Raw genomic sequence first — 21258 nt, 5'->3', positions numbered from 1 at the left:
GCACAGGACAGGGCGCCGCGCATTGCGCCAGGCGTCCGACGGTGGAGTCGGGGGAACGGATGGTCAGGGCATGACGGGACGGTTGATACCCGCGGGCATCGCGGCGCTGTTGTCGGCGCTGCTGGCCGGCTGCGCAAGCAGTCCGCCGCCGGACGGCAAGGGCCCCCGCAGCGAAAGCATGTCGGCGGACCAGTTCGGCCAGACCGATTTCAACCGCACCGTCACGCTAGAGGTCCGCGACAACCTCGCCAGCCTCTACGTCCTGCTGGACAAGCTCTACCGCCGCAATCCCCGCGAATGGCGCAAGACCGACGCCGCCGACCAGCCCGCCGCCGTGGCGCGGGTCAAGCGCGCCATCGAGGAGCGCCGCCCGCCGCCCGGCCTGTCCGGCCTGCGCGACATCCAGATCCTGGCCGTCTCGCTGGACCCCAACTATTCGGGCGACCGTGTCGCCGCCTTCATCTACGGCCTGGCCGACACCATCATCGCCGCCCACAACGGCAAGACCCGGCTGTACGTGTCCGACGCGCTGGACGGCCAGCGGGTCTACAATGCCGCTCGGAACGTCGAGGCCGCCGCCTGGCTGCTGGCGTCGCGCCATAACAGCCAGGGCGAGCCCTTGCTGCTGGCCAACGAGATGTCGCAGAACGCCACCAACCTCAGCTTCGAGCGCGAGTTCGGCGCCATCATCGGCCGGCTGGACCTGATCGCCAACCTGCTGGGCGAAAACTCCAGGCGCATCGGAATCAACTACGCGCAGGGCTTGCTGCTGTTCAATTTCCTGCCGGTGCGGTAGGGCGCGGCGCGCAGTCCTCTCGATGCCGTCCGCGTTCCACAGGACAACCGCCACGCAGGCACCCACAGGACCGTTCACCGTGATTGACATCGCCTCCATCCAGACCGCCCGCGAGAACCTGCGCGGCCAGGTGCTCAAGACCCCGTTCACGCTGTCGCGCACGCTGTCCGACATCTTCGGGGCCGAGATCTGGCTGAAATTCGAGAACCTGCAGTTCACCGCCAGCTTCAAGGAGCGCGGCGCGCTCAACCGCATGCTGACGCTGTCCGAGGCCGAGCGCGCCAAGGGCGTGATCGCCGTGTCCGCCGGCAACCACGCGCAGGGCGTGGCCTACCATGCGCAGCGCATGGGCGTGCCGGCGGTGATCGTCATGCCGCGCTTCACGCCCACCGTAAAGGTCGCCAACACGCGCCGCTTCGGCGCCGAGGTGGTGCTGGCCGGCGACACCTTCGACGATGCCAAGGCGCGCGGCTACGAGCTGGCGCAGGAGCGCGGGCTGATCATGATCCACCCCTACGACGACGAGGCCGTCATCGCGGGGCAGGGCACGGTGGGACTGGAGATGCTGGAAGACCAGCCGCAGCTGGACACGCTGGTCGTGGCCATCGGCGGCGGCGGCCTGATCTCGGGCATCGCCACCGCGGCCAAGGCGCTCAAGCCCGGCATCGAGATCGTGGGCGTGCAGACCGAGCGCTTCCCGTCCATGTACGCCGCGCTCAAGGGCGTGACCATGCCGCAGGGACCGTACACCATCGCCGAGGGCATCGCCGTGAAATCGCCCGGCGATATCACGCGCGAGGTTGCCGGCCGGCTGGTCGACCGCATCGAGCTGGTCAGCGAGAGCGATATCGAGCACGCCATCGTGGTGCTGCTGGAGATCGAGAAGTCCGTGGTCGAAGGCGCCGGCGCGGCCGGCCTGGCCGCGCTGCTGCGCGCCCAGGAAGAGGGCAGCGATCGCTACAGGGGCAAGCGCATCGGCCTGGTGCTCACCGGCGGCAACATCGACCCGCTGATGCTGGGCGAGCTGATCGAGCGCGGCATGGTGCGCGCCGGCCGGCTGGCGCGCATCCGCGTCGACCTGCGCGACCTGCCGGGCGCGCTGGCGCATGCCACCAAGCTCATCGCCGACGCCCAGGCCAACATCACCGAGGTCCACCACCAGCGCGCCTTCACCTCGCTGCCGGTGCGCAACGTGGAAGTGGACTTCGTGCTGCAGACCCGGGGCCACGATCACATCCAGGAAGTGATCGAGGTGCTCAACAACGCGGGCTTCGCCGCCAGCAACCACGACCACTGAGGCCGGCCGAGCCGCCTTACTTGTACGTCAGGGTCACGGTGGCCAGGCCATTGGCCTGGCCCGCCGTCACCGTGCCGGTGGTCTGGATGTAGCGCGCGGTGAAGGACACGACGTAGCCCGCCGGCTGCGATGGCCCCACGTCGACGGCCTGGCCGAACACGACCGGGTTGTTGAGCGCATCGCGTACCTGTATGCCCACGCCGCCCGCGATCGGACCCGGTCCGGCTGTGGCCAGGCGCAATGTTCCGGGCTGGCCCGACGGGTCGGCGGTCGCGTCCATGGTTATCATGACCGTGTTCCCTTGCCCTGCCGGCAGTGAATTGCAGTTGAGCCGGAACGAGAAAGCGCTGGGCGCCGTCGTGGAACCCGCGCCCTGAAAGGCCGTGCGATAGACCGAGCCGAGCGGCACGGTGACGTTTTGCGAGCCGGCATCGACGCTGCAGGTGGGGGTGAGGATGCTGCCGCCGGCCACCACGACGCGGAAGTACTGATCGAAAGGGTTGCCGGAGACCTGGGCCCGGCCGTATTCGCCCGGCGTCAGCTGGCCGTTGCCGACGATGGCGGCGGTCTTCACCAGGTCGAACTGAATCTGGCGCCAGCCTATATACACGGAGGCTGCGGCGGCGTTGAAGACGCCGACCCCAGTCGGCCAGGTATTCGCGTTGCTGCCAAGCGTGCGGATCCGAAACCCGATGCCCTGGATGTTGGTGCTGTAGACGTTGCTCTGTCCCGCCACGGACGTTCCCTGGTTGACATTCAGGGCGATATTGAAACCGCCGTAGCCGTTGGCCGCGCATTGGCCGATCCAGATCAGGCCGCCGGTGTTGGGGATTCCGACGGTCTGGCTTCCCACGATGGCGCCGATGGCGGCATCCTGGGCGACCCTCACCAGGCCGGGATTGATGACGATGTCGCCGAGATTCATGCGCGGCGAGTAGGAGCAGACGGCCCAGGCCTGTCCGGCGCAGAGCAGGCTCGCCGCGATCAACAGACCGCGCAGCAAGAGCGTGTGTAGCCATTTCATTCGAAAACTCCGTTTTCAGCCACGAGAACCTGGCCAGAGCAGGGCGACGTGGGCGCGGCCTCAAGGCGCAAGCATTCCGGCATGCAGGGATGGACGCGCGGCATCATGAGCAGTTGCCTTCGTACTGGCGGATCGGCGAGGGTTTTTCCTCGCGGGGCAGCGCGTACTTGACCTCGCATTGCGCGGCCGCGTCCTGGCCCCAGATCACCTTCAGCGTGCCGGCCTCGGGCGCGCCGCTCACATAGGCCTGGCCCTCCGGGCCGACGATGCCGACTTCCTGGCCCGCTTCGTTCTCGATGCGCGAGCCGAAGGGCAGCGCTCGTCCGTCACGCCCCTTGAGCGTCAGCATCAGGCGGTAGCCCACGGACGTCTCGAACGGCGCCAGCACCACCGCGCCGCGCGTGGGCACCACGTCGCGGGCCGCGTATTTCACGTCCACCGAGTCGTCCAAGTCCTGGGTGACCAGCGCCAACCGGTTGCTGCGGTATGGGGTGACGTTCGGAACCACCGCATTGCCCGCGCCGTCCGTGCTGACGCCGGCCTGGGACTCGACGCCCACGCCCGAGGCCTTGGGCGCGCGCACCAGCGCGATGGTTTCTCCCAACGGCTGGGACAAAGTCACGCCGTCGCCGTGGGCGACGATGCCCCCGGCCAACCCCAGGTTGGTCTGGCCGTAGCCCGAGCCCTGGCTGCGGCCCAGCGTCACATTGCCGTAGCGGCCCTTGTAATTGAGGTTGGCGCTGCCGCTGCTGCTGTCCTGGTTCGACTGGTTCGCGGTGATGCCGTAGGTCAGGCGGTAGTCGTCCATCGCGCTGCCGAACAGGCTGGCCTGCTGGGCCACGCGGCCGTTGCTGTCGTGAGACGCTGAGTACATGGCCGTCGCGCCGGTCTTGCCCAGCGGGATCGACAGCGTCAGCATGACCTGCCGGTTCGATGGGCCGTATTGGTTCGAATACTGGTTGTAGAACAGGTTGTAGTTGACCTGGCCATAGTTGCCGGAATAGCCGAGCTGGATGAGCTTGTCCGTGTGCGAGCTGTTCCAATAGCTTTGCTGGCGCGCCGACACGTACACGGATCCCCAGTTTCCCAGCGGCTGCGAGACGTCGAGGCGGATCTCGTTGCGACGATTGGCGAAGGGCAGGCCGTATTCCTGCGCATAGCGCATCTGCACCGATTCGGAAAAGGTGCGATAGCCGCTGGTCGAATAGCGGTAGCCGGCCATGCGGAAATTGGTGCCGGTCTGTTCCAGCGATTTGGCGTACAGGAAGCGCAGCGACTGGCCGGACAGCGTGCCGCCCTGGTCCTGCTGCGTGCGGGCCTGGGTCAGGTCCAGCGACACCGCGCCCAGGCTGCGCATGTTCTTGCCCGCGCCCGCCAGCAGCGATTGGTAATTCTGCGCCAGCGTCGTGCCGCCATAGAGCGTGAAATCCATCGGCATGCCGCGGGCCGCCGTGGCCTGCAGGAAGTAGGGCCGGCGGATGTCGCCCTGGTTGTAGACGTAGCCGTTGCGATACTGCCCGACCGTGGCGCTGTAGCGCCAGGCGCCGTCGCGCAGCAGCGTGGGCACGGCGGCATAGGCCTGCACGAAATGCGTCTCGCGGCCATCGGCCTCGGTGACGGTCACGTCCAGGTCGCCGCCGGCCGAGGTGGGATACAGGTCGTCCAGCGCGAAGGGGCCGGGCGGCACATAGGTGCTGTAGATGATGTAGCCGTTCTGGCGCACGGTAACGCGCGCATTGGTCTGGGCCACGCCGCGTATGGTCGGCGCATAGCCGTTCAGGCTGTCGGGCAGCATGGAATCGTCCGAGGCGATCTGCACGCCCCGGAACTGCACGCTGTCGAACAGCTCGCCCGGTGTGCTGCCGTCGCCCAGCAGCAATTGGCCCCGGATCGAGCGCAGATCGCGCTGCGCATAGGTCTGCACCGCCTGCCAGCGGCCCTGGCCATACTGGTCGCGGTTGTAGGTCGAGTAGTTGCGGAAGCGCCAATCGCCAAGATTGAAGCCGCCGCGCAGGCCGGCGAACACGGCGTTGTTCCTGGCGGCCCTGTCCGGCTGCGGACCATAGGGGCCGTTGATGGTCGGGCCCGGACCGGCGCTCGGACGCGTGCCGTCGTACTGCGTCAGGTTGAATTGGTAATCCAGCATGGCGGCATTGATGCCCCGGTCCCATTTGGACGGGTCGATCGCGCCGCGCGCCGTGCGCTTGAGCGCCGCCTGCGGAATGCTCAGCGACAGTTGCTGGCGGCCCGCGTCATAGGTATACGAGGCATCGGGCAGGCTGGTCGCCAGATCCACGCAGGTTTCCGGCGGCAGCGTCGCCAGGCCGCCGATGGCGGCCGCGTTCACGCCCCACGATTCCAGCATGCTCCGGGTCAGGCAGGGTTGCGCGTCGCGCTTGCCCGGCGCTTCCTCGAAGCGCAGCTGGGACTGGCCCAGCACATTGCCGTCGCGCACCACGTCGACCATGTATGAGCCCGGCAGTACCTGGTTGCCGAACTTGAATACGGACAGGTCCGCGTTGGGCTGATCGCCGCCGATGCCCAGGAACCCTTCATTGAAGATGCTGGCCGCCGGCTGCGCGGTCCTGCCAGCCTGCGGCGCCAGCGCCAGGGCGAGCGCCAGCAAGGCGTAGTTGCGAATCGGCGCGGAGCATGGAGCGGAAGTCACGGCGTACCCTCGATGTATCAGGGTTTCCCCGCGCTGTCGGGCACGGGTTCGGGCTTGAGCGGCACGGGCTCGCTGGCCGCGGGCACGTTCACCATTTCCACGGCAGTTTCTCCGCCGTAGTCGTTGATCGTGGTGTAGGTCACCGTGATCGCCTGGGGCGTCTTGATCGCCTTCAGCTGATAGCTCTGCTCCGCCATGGGCGGCAGCATTTCCGGGCGGATCTCCTGCTGATTCTTGTTGATTCGGAAGCCCGTGAACGTCACGTGATAAGGCGTGGGATTGACCACTTTCAACACGGCGCCCTGGCCATTGGCGCCGGCCGCCACGGCCCACTTCAGGCTGTTGCGCGCCAGCGAGGCGTCGCCGCCGCGCAGCGCCGCCGGACGGTAGTACAGCTTGATGCGCGTGCGCACGGCGATCTGCAGCACGTTCTCGCCCTCGGCCTTTTCGGGGATTTCCTTGACGTTGAGCCAGAAGACCGATTCGCGGTCGGCCGGCAGGTCGCTGGACGACACGCGCATGATGCGCAGCAGGTTCTCCATGCCTGGATCCAGCCGCGACAGGGGCGGCGTGAGCAGGAAGGGGGTCTTGTTCTTGCCTTCGCCGGCGTCCAGCCAGGCCTGCACCACGTAGGGCGCCTTGCCCTCGTTTTTCATCGAGATCGACGCTTCCCGGTCTTTTTCGTTCAGGATCACGCGGGTACCGCCCAGCAGGACCGCGGCATGCGCGGGCGCGGCTGTCGCGGCGCACAGGCTGGCAACCGTCAGGGCGCGGGTGACGGCTCGCGTGGTGGTGATGAAGGACATTGCGGTTCTCTGATGCACGATAAGTCCCGGGCGCCAACGCGGCGCTGGCGTATAGGCATGAAAGGGCGGCGCGCCGGATCGTCGCCGGGCGGCTCCGTCCACGCGAGGGAGGGAGCCGCCGGGAGAGCCAGACTCAAGCGCGGCTTAGGGGTAAGCGACGGTGAATTGCGCGACCGCGTTACCCGTGCCGACCGTGACCGCGGCAGCAGTGGAGATATACGAGGCCTGGAAGCGCAGCGAGTTGTTGCCCGCCACCAGCGGATAGGCGGCCGACGACGCGCCCAGGTTGATCGGCGTGCCCGCCGAGTCGGCGATTTCGATGGAGACGCCGGTGGCGAAGGTGCCGGTCACTTCACCTACGCCGACGCGCAGCTTGTTGCCGCTGGCGTCGGCCGTGCCCGTGAACGACACGGTGGCATTGGCGCCAGTGGCGGGGCTGCAATTCATCAGATCGATGGTGAACTTGGCGGGCGTCGAGCGCTTGCCCACGCCGCCGTCCAGCGAGGACTTGGCCACGGTGCCCAGCGGCACGGTCAGGTTCGCGCTATTGGGCGAAACCGAGCACGGCGTGTCGATGATCTTGCCAACGAAGTTCACGGTGCCGTCGGCGGCGAGGGCAGCCTGGGCGGATGCGGCCAGCGCGATGAGCACGGCGGCCTTGGTGAGGGAGAGGGATTTCATCTGCGTTTCCTGAGAGTGCGTGGACTGAAGGATTTGCCAAATGGCAGGCCAGTCTAGGCAGCGGAAACGCGTTGAAAATCATCGCTTGACGATTGTTCGGAATTCAACCGACGGCGCCGGGCAGCGATGCGCGCTTTTTTGAAATGATTCAACGGAAACCCGCGGATAGTTTCCGTTTGATGCGCTTTCGTGGAGATTGGGTGTTGCGCGGACGCACAGGCCGATTTCCCTTTGTCCTAGTCACAGGACTTGCGCCTGCGATGCGCCTCGCGGCACGCGGCGCATCAACGCCATTCAGACTTGCGTGGCCTCGGCGCTGGCAGCGTCGCGCGCGACCAGGGATTTCAGGCGGTACAGGCGCTCGCGGTGCAGCGTCACGGCAAGCGCCTCGGGTTCGCGGCCCAGGGCCACGTAGTCCGCGGGTATCCGCGCCACGGCGGCGCGCATGCGCCCGGCATCTTCCTGCCACCATTGGGCCAGCATGCGATCGGGGTTGTAGACGTCCAGTCCCTGGCGGCGCAGTTCCGAGCGGTTGAAGTCCTTCAGGTTCCAGGTCATCACCTGCACCACGGGCACTTGCTGCAGGCCGCAGCGCGCGCGCCTGGCCAGCCCGGCCGCGATCACGTGGAAGTCCTTGGGGTCGCTGTAGCGCAGCGAGGCTTCGTAGGCCTGGGCGTCACGCTCCAGGGCCTGCGGAAAGCGCGCGTTCATGTCCGCCCATTGCTCCGCCATGACTTCCGGCGGGATTTCCCAGATGCGCGAGGCGTTGCGTCGCCATTCCTCGCCGATGCGTTCGGTCCAGACCGGCTGGTAGACGCCGGCCTCGGCCAGCCGGAGAACCAGTCGACGGACGATGCCGGACATGAGGACGCAGGCGTCCAGGACGATGAACGGGGGGATGGGCGGGGTCAAGATGGCGGGATGCCCTGCCCGGCGGCAGGGGCTCGGGCAAGGGGAAATCAAGGGAAGGCGCAAGAATACTGCCTTTTCGATGGCGACGCCTGGGGCGGCGGCCCGCCCTGGGCCAGCGCTATCGATGGCGCTATCGATGGCGCTATCGATGGCGCTATCGATGGCGCTATCGATGGCGCGACATCGGCCGCGCCGCCGACGCGTCGGGATTCAGGAAAACGACGATGCCCGGCCGTCGCCGCCGCTGCTATGCTGCGCCCATTTCCGGCGTCGCCGGGATGCAGGCCGTCTGTAGCTTGACTTGCGCACAGCGCGAAGGGGGAGACATGCAACGGAAGCTCGGCAGGACAATTCGCGGTTGGGCGTTCGCGGCCTGGGCGCTGCTGGCGGCCGGGCCGGCGGCCGCGCAGGCGGACGCGGCGTTCGCCAAGGCGATCGCCGATTATCCAGACCTGGAGTTCGCGTCGACCTATGCCGATCCCGGCCAGGCCGGGGCGAAAGGCAACAGCCTGTACAAGCCGCAGGGCGCGGGTCCCTTTCCCGCCGTCGTGCTGGCGCATACCTGTGGCGGACTGCAGCCGCACATGGGCGAGCGGGCCCGGGAGCTGGTGGCGGCGGGCTTTGTCGTGCTGCTGCTGGATTCCTACGGCCCCAGGCGGCACACGGCGTTCTGCCAGCCGCGCGGGGTGCGCACGCCACGGGTGTACAAGGATGCTTTCGACGGCATGCGGCATCTGGCCTCGCTCAAGGAGGTCGATCCGGCGCGCATCTATCTGGTCGGCATGTCGCTGGGCAGTTTCGCCGCCAGCGTCGCGGCCAGTCCGCAAATCGCCAAGGCGGTCGGCAGCGAGCGCCGCTTCCGGGCGTCGGTCGGGTGGTACGGCAGCTGCGCCTATGTGCCCAAGAACGCGCCCACGCTGCAACTGCTCCGCCCCGATACGGACCGCCCCGTATTGCTGCTGCTGGCCAGGGACGACAAGGAAACGCCCATCGCACCCTGCTTTCCCCTGCTGGACGACATGAAGGCGCAGGGGCGGCCGGTGTCCTGGCATGTCTATGAACAGACGACCCACGGCTGGGACAAGTCCAACCCGGAGCGCGGCTACGTGTTCAACCAGGATGCCACCGTCGATGCGATGGCCAGGACGGTGGAGTTCCTGCGTCGCAACTGAGAAACGGCGGCGGTCGCGCCGTGCCGGCGAGAGGTGGTGCCCGAGACCGGAATCGAACCGGTACGGCCTTGCGGCCGAGGGATTTTCGTACCACTTCGGCTTTCGCCGCCGGCGCGTCACGCGCCGTTCGTGGTCTGGAGCACGCCTTCGCCATAGCCTTGCGGCCTTAGGCGCCCGCCGTCTGCTCTCTACACCTTCCCGCCCCTTGCGGGCCGGGCTTGGCTCGGTGTCAGCGCGGAACGGGTCCAGGGCCTTCGCCGAGTTTGACGGGCTACACCTTCGGGGTTTCCCCCGGAGGGCTCAAATTGTCTTAAGTCCCTTGTGTCTACCAATTTCACCACTCGGGCGCGGCCGGCCTGACTGCGCCGGCGGCGGGACGCGTCCGCGAGGGGGCGTCCAGAGGGCGTGACTATACCATCACCGCCGTGAGGGTCATGCCGTCCGCGCGGGCGACTCAGGAGAGGTAGCGGACGGCCGGCCGGGCCCGTTCGTCCACCGTCAGACTGAAGATGTCGGGCCGGGCATAGTGCCCGGACACATCGAAGTCGTAGCGCGCGCGGACCAGCTCGGCGGTGTCGATGCGGGCGGTCAGCAGGCCCGTCTGGCCATGCAGCGGGCCGGCCAGCACGTCGCCCAGCGGGCCGATGATGACCGAGCCGCCGTTGATCAGCGGACGCTGGCTGTCCCAGCCCGGCACGTCCAGGCCCAGCTCGGCGGGCGAGGGCTGCACCTGGCAGGCGCTGATCACGAAGCAGCGGCCTTCGTGGGCGATATGGCGCATCGAGCATTGCCAGATGTCGCGCTCGTCCACGGTGGGCGCGCACCAGATCTGCACGCCTTTCGCATACATGGCGGCGCGCAGCAGTGGCATGTGGTTTTCCCAGCAGATGGCGCCGCCGACGCGGCCGGCCGGCGTGTCGACCACCGGCAGGGTGGAGCCATCGCCCTGGCCCCAGATCAGGCGCTCGGTGCCCGTGGGCATCAGCTTGCGGTGCTTGGCGACCAGGCCGGCCGAGGGATCGAAGTACAGCGCCGTGCAATACAGCGTGCTGCCGCCGCGCTCGATCACGCCCACCACCAGGCTGGCGCCGGTGCGCCGCGACAGGCCCGCCAGCGCCTCGGTTTCCGGTCCCGGCACGTCGATGGCGTTGTCGTGATAGCGCGCATAGGCCTCGCGGCCTTCGGGCAGGCGGTAGCCCAGCCGGGTGCCGAAGATCTCGCCCTTGGGATAGCCGCCCAGCAGCGCCTCGGGCATGACCACCAGCGTGGCGCCGGCGGCGACGATCTCGGATTCGAATGCGAGCACGTGTTCCAGCGTGCGGGTTTTGCCTTCGGGGGACGAGCCGATTTGCAGGGCGGCGACGGTGCTGATGGTCATGGCGATTCCTGGAATGGGGTGGATGTGTTCGTCAGTCTCCCGCCCTGCCTAAAATCAATCAATCCTGTCTGAAGATAATTGATATGAAGAAAACTGATATCGCATCGACGGCCCCGCGCGTGGCGGCTGGGGATCCGACGGACTGGAATCTGCCTGATCTGAATCTGCTCAAGGTGTTCGAGGCGATCTACGACGAAGGCGGCGCGGGCCGCGCCGCCTTGCGGCTGGGCGTGACGCAGTCCGCGGTCAGCGCGGCGCTGGCACGGTTGCGCGCGCTCTATGGCGATCCGCTGTTCACGCGCACCGGACGCGGGCTGGCCCCGAGCCTGCGGGCGCGCGAACTGCGGCCCGTGATCGGCGAGGCGCTGGACAAGTGCCGCCAGAGCCTGGCGCTGGCGCGGCCGGGCCGCGCGGGCGTGGCGGGCCGCTCGGTCACGCTGGGACTGTCGGATGACTTCGAGATCGCGCTGGGACGGGACATCATGGACCGGCTGGCCGTCGAGGCGCCGGGCCTGCGCGTGATCTTCCGCCAGGCGCACAGCCGGATGGCGGCGGACATGCTGATGGCGCGCGAGGCCGATCTGGTGATCGCGTCCGGAGGACTTAGCGCGGCCGCCCTGCAGAAGGCGCTGGTCGGTCATGGCGGCTACGCCTGTCTGCTGGATCCCGCCAGCCTGCGGCGTGGCCAGAAAGCGCTGTCGGTCGAGGAGTTCGTGCGCCGGGAACATGTGCTGGTGTCGTCGGGCGGCTTCATCGGCGTGGTGGACGAGGTGCTGCACGGCATGGGCCTGAAGCGTCGCGTGCAGGCCTCGACCTCGCATTTTTCCGCGCTGGCCTTTCTGTTGCGCGGCGGCGCGGCGCTGGCTACGCTGCCCGAGCATGCCGCGCGCGGCCTGGCGCGGGCGGCAGGCTTGGCGCTGCTGCCGTGTCCCGTCGCCATGCCGGGCTATGCCATCGAGCTGGGTTGGCGCGCCGATGCCTTGCGCGATCCGGCCGCGTCTGCGTTGCGGCGATGTCTGCAGCCGCTGCTGGAGCAGTATCTCTGGCGCACCCTGTCCGTTTGAACGCGGCTGCGCGCCGGTCGCTTCCGTCAAGAAAACCGCGAGCGCTTCGAGCCGTCGTTGCCGATCGTGGACGTGCGCTGCGGAGGGTCAAGCAAAGATGAACACTCGCATTGAAGCATGCGTGGAATTCCGTTCGGTGGAACTTCCGTGCGCGCTTTTTGAACATCCGAATTGAAGATTGAACAATTGTCAAAGTTCAATCTTTGACCCTGCCCGCGCTCCTACACTGCGCCCCACGTCGGACAAGTTCCATGAGTTGTCTTGTCTATGTAAGGTCTTGAGGGCAGCGCCAGCACAAATGTTCCGCGGCCGTATCAAGTGGGCGCCTCGATGGCGTTTTATTCGTAGTGTCGGATCATGAGTCCACAAAGCGTGAAAGTCCTGGTCGCGGATGATCATCCCGCGGTCTGTGCCGGCGTGCGGCATGCGTTAATCCAATCCCCCAACATCAACGTCAGCTGTGCGCCGCGCAGCGCGGGTGGCATGCAGCAGGCGCTCGAAGCCGCGGCCTATGACGTACTCGTATGCGAGTACGCGATGCTGGGCGGCTTGAGCGCCGGCTCAGCGCCTTGTCTGGAGGTGATCAGGCAGCGTTATCCGGGCCTGCGCATTGTCATCCTCACGCGGCTGGAGAACGCTGGCGTCGTGCACATGCTGTTGAGCCGGGGCGTGCATTGCATCGTCAGCAAGGTCGACGAGCTTAGCCATCTGCTGCCGGCGATCCTGCGCGCGCGCGGCGACGGGCGCTATCTGTCGCCGCGCATCGAGGCGCTGGCGCAGGCCGCGGGTTATGGCCGGGCGGGCCTGCTGGCGTTGACCTTGCGCGAGATGGAAGTGGTCCGGCTGTTTCTGGCTGGCCTGACGGTCAACGAGATCGCGCAGCGGCTGGACCGCAGCAAGAAGACCATCAGCACGCAGAAGGGCACCGCCATGCTCAAGCTGGGCGTGCAGAGCGATATCGAGCTGTTGCGTTACGGCATAGAGACGGGTCTGGCCGACGCCTAGGGCGCTGCCTTGCAGATGCGGCCGCACGAACTCCGCGCCTAGCCGCAGGCCCGCGCCGGGGCACGGGTGGTCCGGGCTGCGCCCGAGATCAGCAGGTCGCGATGGCGGCCAGCGTGGCGGGCGGGCGCTGCCGGGTCCGCTGCGTGGCGGCATAGATTTCAAACGCTTCCAGCGTCATGGCCTTGCCGTGCAGATAGCCCTGGGTGATCTGTCCACCCAGGCCGGTCACGAGCTTCAGGTCGTCTTCGGACTCGATGCCTTCGATCACGACCGCGATGCCCAGCCCGCGCGCCATGCCTATCGTGCTGGACAGGATGCGCCGCGCGTGCGGATGGTGGCGCGCCTGGCTGATCATGTGGCGATCGATCTTCAGTTCGTTGAACGGCACCCATAGCAGGCGGTCCAGCGATGAGCTGCCCGTGCCGAAGTCATCGATCGCGCAATTGAAGCCGCGCAGGCGCAATTGGGTCACCGCGCCGGTCAGGGCGGGGATGGCCGAGGCGTCGCCGTCCTCGATGATTTCGATCACCAGGCGGCTGGGCGTGGCGCCAGCCAGCCTCGCCTGCTGGGCCAGCTGTTGTGCCCAGTCGACGGAGCTGGCGATGCCGGTGGGAATGTTGATGCTGATGCTCAGGTCGCGTATCCAGGCCAGCCGGATCTGGGCGGCGAGCGCCTGCTCGATCATGTGGTCGGTCAACGGTCGCATCAGGCCTGCGCCTTCGAACGCCGGCAGGAAGACGGCCGGCTCCAGCAGCGTGCCGTCGTCGTTGCGCCAGCGGGCCAGTATCTCGGCGCCGCGCAGGCGGCCGCTGTCGACATGGTGCTGTGGCTGCAGGTGGCCTTCGATGCGGCCGGTGGCCAGCGCCAGCAGCAGGTCGTCGCGCGACAGCCTTGAAACAGCCGCTTGCGGTTTGCTGACGAGCGCGGCGTCGCGCTGCATGCGCAGCTCGCCTTGCAGCGTGGCGGCCACGGCGCGCACGCGGCCGGACTTCAGCGGCTTTTCCAGCGTGGCCAGCACGCTGATGCCGCGCGATTGCGCGTAGGCCGCCGCGGCCTGGACCAGGCGTGCGGGATGCGCGCTGGTCAGGATGATCCCGCCGGCGCCGCCGTGCCGCGCCAACGCGTCGATCAATTGCAGGCCGGTCATATCGGGCAGGTCGAGGTCGAGCACCACGATGTCCCAGCGCTGCTGGCGTATCTCGTCCAGCGCGATCCTGCCGTTGCGCGCGGCGATGACGTCCGCGCCGGTTGCCTTGCGCAGCACGCTTGCCAGGCCCACGCGGTGCGTGTCGTATTCATCGACGACGAGGATGGTATCGATCATGGTGTGCTTGCGCGGTAGGCGCCTTATGAGTCGGGTGCATTCTTCCACCGCGCATTGCGCGCTTGAATCAGCCTGGTCCTACGCGCTTGCAAGATGGACCGGCATGCGCCGTGCGCGCCTATGGCGAGGCGGAAAGGAAAGTTTCCTGCTTTGACTATTGTTCGAATTTCAACTCCTTTCGGTCAGTAGTATTTCGACATGTACGCGGTGTCTACAAGCTTCAAGGATCACGGTTCGCGGGCCAGCGGAACCCGACTCGGTGTTGAAGCGACAAGGACAGTGACGGAGCATTCCGCCCGCAAGCGACTCGCGGGTCGCGGCGCGCGTTCCATGAAAGAGGGATCCGTGAGGTCCCAGATTTGCAGGAAGGTATATGCATTGGAATCGCCATGCTGTTCAGGAGTCCCCTGATGTGCGCGTGCACACCGGGAAACACACTTCCTATCTGCCCGAGGACCGCGAGGAAGACCTCATCGGGCATAAACCAGAGGACGCCGGGGCAACCAGAACGGCCGGATCATCGCTGTATGTCGCGCTCGTCGGGCATGAGCAGCAGCAGGCGGACCAGCTGGCGCGCCTGTTGACGCAGCAAGGCTTTCAGGTCGGCGTGTTCGATTCCTGGCCGGAGCGCGTCAGCGCCGGGGGCGTGAACCTGATCGTGCTGGACCTGGGCGACGTCATGGCCGGCCAAGGCGTGGACCTGATCGCGCACATCCGTTCGCAGGTCAGGAACCTGCCTCCCATTCTGGCCCTGACGGCGGCGGTGGCGGAATCCGAGTTGGCGGACCTGTACGACGCGGGCGCCGACGATGTCATGTTCAAGCCCTTGCGCATCGCCGTGTTCGCGGCGCGCGTGCAGGCGCTGGCGCGGCGTGTCTATCCAAGCCAGGAGCTGCAGGCGGATGTGCTGAGGGTCGGCCCCTATGTCATCGACGTGGTCGCGCGCCGGCTCAATCTCAATGGGCAGCCCGTCAAGCTGTCGAGTCGCGAGTTCGACCTGGCCTTGTACCTGTTCCGCAATGTCGGTCGCCTGGTCAGCCGGGCGACGCTGGAGAAGGCGATCTGGGGCCGGGAGCTGGGCGTCGATTCCAAGACGGTGGACACACACATCTACCGCCTGCGGGTCAAGCTCAGGCTGCAACCGGAAAACGGCCTGCAGCTGGCCAGCGTGTATGCGCAGGGTTTTCGCCTGATCCAGGTGGTGACGCTGTCTTGAGCAAGCCGCGGCTCGTCCTGGATCGGGCCGTGCGAGATCGGATGAATCCAACCATGATGCGTGCCACTGCCGAAATATTCGTCATCTTCGAGGAGCCTGATGCCAGGACGCGCCAGGCATTCCTGCTCAACAGCCTGGGCCTGCCGTTCCAGGATGTCGACGTCGGCCCCGCGCCGCTGGCCGGCGAGTGGCGCCTGGGGCGCGGGATCACGCACCTGATCCTGCCCGTGGGACTGAATTTCCTGCTTCTGCTGCGTCAGGTGCGCAGCAGCTTTCCGGACGCGACCGTACTGGCGGTCGGCGAGTTCTCCGCCATTGATCGGCGCATCCACGCCTATATGGCGGGTGCCGACAATTGCCTGTCCGCGCAGGCCGGCCCGGAAGAACTGGCCGCGGTCCTGCAGGCGATCCGGCGCAAGGGTAGCGCGGATGCCCGGCGTGTCGACATGGCCCAGGCGGTCGCCGTGGCGCGGGCCGACGAGGACGGCGGCAGGCAGGGCGTCTGGGTGCTTTCGGACGGCGGCTGGATGCTGGCGGCCGCCGATGGCACGCGCATAGACCTGCGCAAGTCGGAGCGCACGCTGCTGCAATGGTTCGCGCACCATGAGGGGATGGAGGCGCGGCGCAACGACACGATATCGGCCGCCGATGGCTCCAGCATCACCGGGCGCTCGATCGACGTGGTGATCAGCCGCCTGAAGCGCCGGGCCGAAATGCTGGGCGTCACATTGCCGATCAGGAGCGTGCGAGGCCGTGGCTATGTGTTCGTCGGCCACCTGAGCGTGGGCAGGAACGAACACAGCCTGGCGGAAGGGCTGGCGTTGGGGCCCTGACGGCTGCCGGGCCGGGAGTCAGAAGTCGTTCAGATCCTGCTGCGCGCGGCGCTGCAGCCATTGCGAGAACGCGTCCAGGACCGGATCGTCGCCGCGCGAGCGCAGCATGCAGAAATAGTAGCCGCCGTGAGAGGGCACCGGGTGCGGGAAGGGCAAGGCCACGCGCTGCGTCTTCAGGTCCGCGTCCAGCAGGCAGCGTGGCACGATACCGACGCCGAAATTGTCGGCCACCGCGTCGATGATGCCTGCGACCGTGCTGAAGCCGGAATCCACCGAGAAGGATTGCACGCCGCTCTGCGTCTCCAGCCAGATGCGCCAGTCGTCCGGTTGCTCCAGGTGATAAAGCAGCGGATGGCGCAAAAGGTCTTCTGGCTTGAGGATCTGGGGCGCGAGATCGGGATGGCAGATCGGCACGATGTGTTGCCCCGCCAGGTACGTGGCCATGACATGACGCGGCCAGGGATTGCCCTTGGGCGGCCGAGGCACGATCCAGCAATCCGTTTGGGTATCGAGGAAATCGTCGTCGGGCGCGTAGGGCTGCAATACGACACGCACATTCGGAATCTGCTGGTTGAACTCCGGCAGCTTGGGGATCAGCCAGCGCGTGGCCAGCGTCGATACGGATCGCACCGTGAGCCGGCTGCGCGGCGAGGCCTGCGTATCGATCTCCATCATCGCGTCGCTGAGCACGCGCAGCGACGGCTCGACCCGATCGAACAGCTGGCGTCCGGCTTCGGTCAGCGTGACGCCGCGGCCACCGCGCAGGAACAGTATGACGCCCAGCCGTGACTCCAGGCGCCTGATGCTGCGGCTGACGCCGCCCTGTGTCATCTCCAGGCCGTCCGCGGCCGCGGTGATGCATCCGGAGCGCGCGACGGACACGAAGGCGTGCAATTCTGGCATGGGGGGAAGCTGCAGGCGCATGGCGTATTGCGTATGTCGGACGACGTCAGGCATGCGCCCTGTGCGTGCAGGCAATGCGCCTGCAGGAATCTGGACGGACGCCTGCGCGCCGGGCACGCGGCGGTTAAGGGCCTGGTCAGTGTAGGCGGGCAATTCGCGTTGAAATTCAAATTCTATCGGCCATGAGAATGGCCGGGCCTGCCCGCGCGTGCGGACCCTTGCTTCAGTCTTGTTCGAAGTCGGTGGCCGCGCATTCCAGCAGCCAGCTGCGGAATGCATCGATCAGCGGATCGCCGTCGCGCGTTTTCGGCGTGCACAGGAAGTAGCCACGGCGGCTCGAGATCGACATGCCGGCGGGGACCGCGACGCGGCCTGCCTGCTCATCCATCTGCACCAGGCAGCGCGGCGACAGCACGACGCCGAAGTTGTTGGCCACCGCGTCAATGGCGGCGGCCATGATGTTGAACTCGGAATCCAGCATCTTGGGAGCGGGCTGTCCGTAGGCCTCGCACCATTGCTGCCACATCTCCGGCGCTTCCACGTGATACAGCAGTGGCTGGCGCAGCAGATCCGCGGGCGAATGGATGCTGGGCAGGACCGAAGGATGGCAGACGGGCACGATCTCGCGGCCGATGATGTAGGTGCTGCGCAGATGCCGGGGCCATTGACCGGTGGCCGATTTGCGCCAGTAGAGCCAGCAGTCGACGTCCTTTTCGAGAAAGTCGTCGTCCAGCACGTTGGGCTGGATGATCACGCGCACGCCTGGCATGCGCGCATGGAATTGGGGCAGGCGCGGCACCAGCCAGCGCATCGACAGCGTGGAGACGGTGCGCAGGCGCAGCACGCCGCGCGGCGATGCATGGGCCTGGACGCTGGCGACCGCGTCCGCCAGCGTGCGCATCGCGGGCTCGATCTGTTCGTACAACCGTTGCCCTGTCGGTGTCAGCGAAACGCCACGGCCGTTGCGCAGGAACAAGGGCATGCCGAGGCGGCTTTCAAGGCGCTGCACACAACGGCTGACGCCGCCTTGCGTAACGCACAGGGTCTGTGCCGCGGCGGAGAAGCTGCCCACCTGCGCGACGGCGAGAAAGGCATGGAGTTCGGGCATGGAAGGGAGCAGCAATCGCATGGAAAAAGCCCGAAAGGTATTCCGTTAGGTCATAGGTTGGAGCTGCATTGTCGATTGTTACGCGCTGAGACTCTGCTTAGATTAGTAACCGTTGCGTAATTCAGATATTGAAAACGCACGCATCTGCTTCGAATGCCTTGCATCGTCACTTTATGTCGTTTTGTTTCGAGGTGGGTGATCGAGGGTCCGAGGCAGTTTCAGGAGGGGCGTCGGGCTTGTTCCGGGCCCTGGATGTTGGGGGTGTCGAAGCGGCGGCTGAATATTTTTCAATTTATATCAATTAACGCAGCTTTAGGCAGTACAGGGTTTATCCCGAATTGTGGATTAGGCGCACGGGCCGGTTGGTCATGCGGCGCATTGAGGTGAATCATGAAGATCGCAGTGTTGGGTGGCAAGCGCGAACAGGCCGAAGTGACGGCCATCTTGTTGAACGCGATTGGGCACGAGTGCTCCGTCCACGGACAGGGCAGCGTGTTCCTGCAGTCCGGGCAGGCGCAGGACTACGACTTTTTTGTCGTGGATGCGGGCCTGTCGACGGGGGGCATGGATCCGCTGCTGGTGGGCAAGGTCCGCGCGGCGGCGGGGCGCGCCCAGCCCATCCTGCTGCTGGCGGAGGCGGCGGATCTGGAAAACTGCGTGACCTCCTCGTTGGAAGACGGCGCGGACGATTGCATGAGCAAGCCGGTGCGCGCCGGCGAGCTGGCGGCGCGGGTGGGCGCGCTGCTGCGCCGGGCGTATCCCGATCAGGCGTTGCCGGCCGATCTGATCCGGGTCGGCGACTATGAAATCGATCCCGTGGGCCGGACCGCCATGTTGCGCGGCCAGCCGGTGAAGCTGTCGCGCCGCGAATTCGATCTGGGCCTGTACCTGTTCCGTCATATTGGTCGTCTGGTGCCGCGCATCGTGCTGGAAAAAGCAATCTGGGGCCGCTCGCTGGAATTCGATTCCAAGACGCTGGACACGCATGTCTACCGCTTGCGGGTGAAGCTGCAGCTGCAGCCTGAAAACGGGCTCCAGCTGAGCAGCGTCTACGCGCAGGGATTCCGCCTGATGCCCGTGATGGCGCTCGCCGCCAGCCAGAAAGCCTATGCCTAGCGTGTCGCCCATGTATCCGAGGGGCGCGACGTGGTGAGTCTTAGCGAACTGACCGTGCTCGATCTGTTGATCCGGATCTGCGCCGAGGCCGAGGCGCATTCCGACGGCGCGAGCGCGCCCGGTCCCGGCGCCGGGGGGAGCGCCGGGACCGGAAGGGGGGAGCCGGCCTCGGGCGAGGCGCGGGCCGCATCCATGTGCGAGTCCTGTCTGAGCCTGCCGCTGGGCATGGCGGTCAGCATGGAGTCGCATCCGCGGCTAGGCCTGGTGGATTGCGTGGAGGTCGACGGCGACCCGGTCAACCGCTATGAGCACTATTGCTGTGTGTCATGCCAGACGCGCTGGATCCGCTATGTCGACCGCTGGGGCACGGACATGGGGTTCCGGCTGGGCGAGCAATCCTACGACGTGTAGGGGTAGGCATTGCGCAGATAGCCCGCGCTGTCTGCGTCCGCGCAGGTGAGTTGCGCCGAGACTTCCTGGCCGCCCAGGGTCCAGTTCGCGGCCCAGCTGCGCACGCCCGGCAGCTTGGTGGCGGCTTCTCTTTTCTGGCCGCCAAAGTGCCGCTGCGCGAACTCAGACAGCGCGGCGACCGCCGCGTCGAACGGCAGCGCCGTGTCCAGCATCCACATCTCGTAGACCTTGCCCGATTCTTCGTCGTGCTCGACGGCAAGCTCCCCGCGCGGTTCGAAGCCGTCGGGTAGCGGAAGGCAAGCTAGGGATTGGGCCATGCGCGGCATCGTGTTGGCGGAAGCGGTGGGATTCGAACCCACGAAGGGCGTAAACCCTTGCCGGTTTTCAAGACCGGTGCCTTCAACCGCTCGGCCACGCTTCCTGGTGTCGGGACGGCGCTGATCGCCAGGCAAACGTTTTGCCGGCGATGGCTTGCATGCCATCCGAAGGGCGCAATAATAATCCATTTGCTACCCAGGAGGCATGATGAAGGCTGTTGAAATCTCCCGCCCCGGCGGTCCGGACGTGCTGGTGCCGGTGGAACGACCCATGCCGGAGCCCGGTCCGGGCGAGGTGCTGATCAAGGTCAGCGCGGCCGGCATCAACCGTCCCGATGTATTCCAGCGCAAGGGCGCCTATCCGCCGCCGCGCGGCGCGTCGGACCTGCCCGGCCTGGAAGTGGCGGGCGAAATCGTGTCCGGCGACGCGGCTGTCGGCGGCCTGGCGATCGGTGACAAGGTCTGCGCGCTGGTGGCGGGCGGCGGCTATGCCGAATACTGCGTCGCGCCCGCGGCCCAGTGCCTGCCGATTCCGCGCGGCCTTTCCGACATCGAAGCCGCCGGCCTGCCCGAAACCTACTTCACCGTCTGGAGCAACGTGTTCGACCGCGGCGGTCTGGCCGAGGGCGAGGCGCTGCTGGTCCATGGCGGCGCCAGCGGCATCGGCACCACGGCCATCCAGCTGGCCCGCGCGATGGGCAACCCGGTCTACGCCACCGTCGGCAGCGATGAGCGCGCCCGCGCCGTGGAAGCGCTGGGGGCCGCGCGCGGCATCAACTACAAGACCCAGGACTTCGTGAAGGAAGTGCTGGACGCCACCGGCGGACGCGGCGTGGACGTGGTCCTGGACATGGTGGCGGGCGACTACATCGGCCGCGACATCCAGTGCCTGGCCGACGACGGCCGCATTGTCATCATCGCGCAGCTGGGCGGCGCCCATGCCAATGTGGACACGGCGCAGGTCATGCGTCGCCGGCTCACCATCACCGGTTCCACGCTGCGTCCGCGCCCCGTGGCCTTCAAGGGCGCCATCGCCCGCGCGCTGCGCGAGCGCGCCTGGCCGTTGCTGGAGCAGGGCGCCATCAAGCCGATCGTCCACGCCACCTTCCCGCTGGCCCAGGCCGCCCAGGCCCACGCCATGATGGAAAGCGGCGAGAACATCGGCAAGATCATCCTGACCGTATAGGGAAACTCGGGTGGGGCGGGCCCCCCGCGGCCCACATCAAA

20 protein-coding genes and 1 tRNA gene are annotated in these 21258 nt (G+C 66.9%); 10 read left to right on the top strand and 11 right to left on the bottom strand.

Annotated features, from left to right (window positions below):
- Positions 1-70 precede the first annotated feature (70 nt).
- Positions 71-796, top strand: coding sequence for a hypothetical protein (locus ACEU5R_RS23080; RefSeq protein ID WP_392411919.1), 726 nt, complete (start codon positions 71-73; stop codon positions 794-796).
- A 79-nt stretch (positions 797-875) separates the two neighbouring features.
- Complete coding sequence (locus ACEU5R_RS23075) at positions 876-2093, top strand: threonine ammonia-lyase (protein ID WP_103276343.1); 1218 nt, start codon at positions 876-878, stop codon at positions 2091-2093.
- A 16-nt stretch (positions 2094-2109) separates the two neighbouring features.
- Here ACEU5R_RS23075 and ACEU5R_RS23070 read toward each other — a convergent pair whose 3' ends face one another.
- The 5 genes from ACEU5R_RS23070 to ACEU5R_RS23050 all read right to left on the bottom strand — a co-directional run bounded on the left by ACEU5R_RS23070 (position 2110) and on the right by ACEU5R_RS23050 (position 8136).
- Positions 2110-3117, bottom strand: coding sequence for a fimbrial protein (locus ACEU5R_RS23070; protein WP_392411918.1), 1008 nt, complete (start codon positions 3115-3117; stop codon positions 2110-2112).
- 103 nt (positions 3118-3220) lie between these two features.
- Positions 3221-5785, bottom strand: coding sequence for a fimbria/pilus outer membrane usher protein (locus ACEU5R_RS23065; RefSeq protein ID WP_392411916.1), 2565 nt, complete (start codon positions 5783-5785; stop codon positions 3221-3223).
- A 17-nt stretch (positions 5786-5802) separates the two neighbouring features.
- Positions 5803-6591, bottom strand: a complete 789-nt coding sequence (locus tag ACEU5R_RS23060) for a molecular chaperone (protein WP_392411914.1) — start codon at positions 6589-6591, stop codon at positions 5803-5805.
- A gap of 144 nt (positions 6592-6735) precedes the next feature.
- Entirely contained in the window at positions 6736-7272 is a 537-nt protein-coding gene (locus ACEU5R_RS23055; protein WP_392411911.1) for a fimbrial protein, read from the bottom strand.
- Positions 7273-7566: 294 nt separating this feature from the next.
- Positions 7567-8136, bottom strand: coding sequence for a PIN domain-containing protein (locus ACEU5R_RS23050; RefSeq protein ID WP_392411935.1), 570 nt, complete (start codon positions 8134-8136; stop codon positions 7567-7569).
- Between the two features lie 374 nt (positions 8137-8510).
- On the opposite strand from ACEU5R_RS23050, the gene ACEU5R_RS23045 reads away from it, so the two are divergent.
- Positions 8511-9356 carry a dienelactone hydrolase family protein gene (locus ACEU5R_RS23045; protein ID WP_392411909.1) on the top strand — a complete coding sequence of 282 codons (846 nt, stop codon included), beginning with the start codon at positions 8511-8513 and terminating at the stop codon, positions 9354-9356.
- Positions 9357-9810: 454 nt separating this feature from the next.
- Here ACEU5R_RS23045 and ACEU5R_RS23040 read toward each other — a convergent pair whose 3' ends face one another.
- Positions 9811-10734, bottom strand: coding sequence for a carbon-nitrogen hydrolase family protein (locus tag ACEU5R_RS23040; RefSeq protein ID WP_392411908.1), 924 nt, complete (start codon positions 10732-10734; stop codon positions 9811-9813).
- 83 nt (positions 10735-10817) lie between these two features.
- On the opposite strand from ACEU5R_RS23040, the gene ACEU5R_RS23035 reads away from it, so the two are divergent.
- On the top strand, positions 10818-11798 hold the full coding sequence (locus ACEU5R_RS23035; protein WP_392411906.1) for a LysR substrate-binding domain-containing protein: 981 nt from the start codon (positions 10818-10820) through the stop codon (positions 11796-11798).
- Positions 11799-12155: 357 nt separating this feature from the next.
- Complete coding sequence (locus ACEU5R_RS23030; RefSeq protein ID WP_103272946.1) at positions 12156-12803, top strand: response regulator transcription factor; 648 nt, start codon at positions 12156-12158, stop codon at positions 12801-12803.
- 88 nt (positions 12804-12891) lie between these two features.
- Here the strand turns inward: ACEU5R_RS23030 and ACEU5R_RS23025 are convergent, their stop codons facing one another.
- Positions 12892-14127: an EAL domain-containing protein gene (locus tag ACEU5R_RS23025; protein ID WP_392411905.1), complete on the bottom strand. Its 1236-nt coding sequence runs from the start codon at positions 14125-14127 to the stop codon at positions 12892-12894.
- A 418-nt stretch (positions 14128-14545) separates the two neighbouring features.
- Between ACEU5R_RS23025 and ACEU5R_RS23020 the strand changes: the two genes are divergently transcribed.
- Entirely contained in the window at positions 14546-15343 is a 798-nt protein-coding gene (locus ACEU5R_RS23020; RefSeq protein ID WP_392411904.1) for a response regulator transcription factor, read from the top strand.
- Positions 15344-15396: 53 nt separating this feature from the next.
- Entirely contained in the window at positions 15397-16176 is a 780-nt protein-coding gene (locus tag ACEU5R_RS23015; RefSeq protein ID WP_392411902.1) for a hypothetical protein, read from the top strand.
- An 18-nt stretch (positions 16177-16194) separates the two neighbouring features.
- Here the strand turns inward: ACEU5R_RS23015 and ACEU5R_RS23010 are convergent, their stop codons facing one another.
- Together ACEU5R_RS23010 and ACEU5R_RS23005 are read right to left on the bottom strand one after the other, a co-directional pair.
- A complete protein-coding gene (locus ACEU5R_RS23010) occupies positions 16195-17079 on the bottom strand; it encodes a LysR substrate-binding domain-containing protein (protein WP_158658353.1) in 885 nt (294 codons plus the stop codon).
- Positions 17080-17302: 223 nt separating this feature from the next.
- Positions 17303-18208, bottom strand: a complete 906-nt coding sequence (locus ACEU5R_RS23005) for a LysR substrate-binding domain-containing protein (protein ID WP_392411900.1) — start codon at positions 18206-18208, stop codon at positions 17303-17305.
- Between the two features lie 369 nt (positions 18209-18577).
- On the opposite strand from ACEU5R_RS23005, the gene ACEU5R_RS23000 reads away from it, so the two are divergent.
- Positions 18578-19303 carry a response regulator transcription factor gene (locus ACEU5R_RS23000; RefSeq protein WP_103272952.1) on the top strand — a complete coding sequence of 242 codons (726 nt, stop codon included), beginning with the start codon at positions 18578-18580 and terminating at the stop codon, positions 19301-19303.
- A 30-nt stretch (positions 19304-19333) separates the two neighbouring features.
- Positions 19334-19714 carry a hypothetical protein gene (locus ACEU5R_RS22995; protein ID WP_392411898.1) on the top strand — a complete coding sequence of 127 codons (381 nt, stop codon included), beginning with the start codon at positions 19334-19336 and terminating at the stop codon, positions 19712-19714.
- Here ACEU5R_RS22995 and ACEU5R_RS22990 read toward each other — a convergent pair.
- Positions 19702-20031, bottom strand: coding sequence for a hypothetical protein (locus tag ACEU5R_RS22990; RefSeq protein WP_392411896.1), 330 nt, complete (start codon positions 20029-20031; stop codon positions 19702-19704). The genes ACEU5R_RS22995 and ACEU5R_RS22990 overlap by 13 nt on opposite strands.
- 14 nt (positions 20032-20045) lie before the next feature.
- Positions 20046-20135, bottom strand: a tRNA-Ser gene (locus tag ACEU5R_RS22985).
- Between the two features lie 104 nt (positions 20136-20239).
- On the opposite strand from ACEU5R_RS22985, the gene ACEU5R_RS22980 reads away from it, so the two are divergent.
- Positions 20240-21217, top strand: coding sequence for an NAD(P)H-quinone oxidoreductase (locus tag ACEU5R_RS22980; protein ID WP_392411933.1), 978 nt, complete (start codon positions 20240-20242; stop codon positions 21215-21217).
- Positions 21218-21258: the final 41 nt, after the last annotated feature.

The organism is Achromobacter sp. 413638 (assembly GCF_043119405.1).
Classification (GTDB): domain Bacteria; phylum Pseudomonadota; class Gammaproteobacteria; order Burkholderiales; family Burkholderiaceae_B; genus Achromobacter.
The sequence above is the reverse complement of the archived record's forward strand: the minus strand, read 5'-3'. Positions and strand labels throughout refer to the sequence as shown.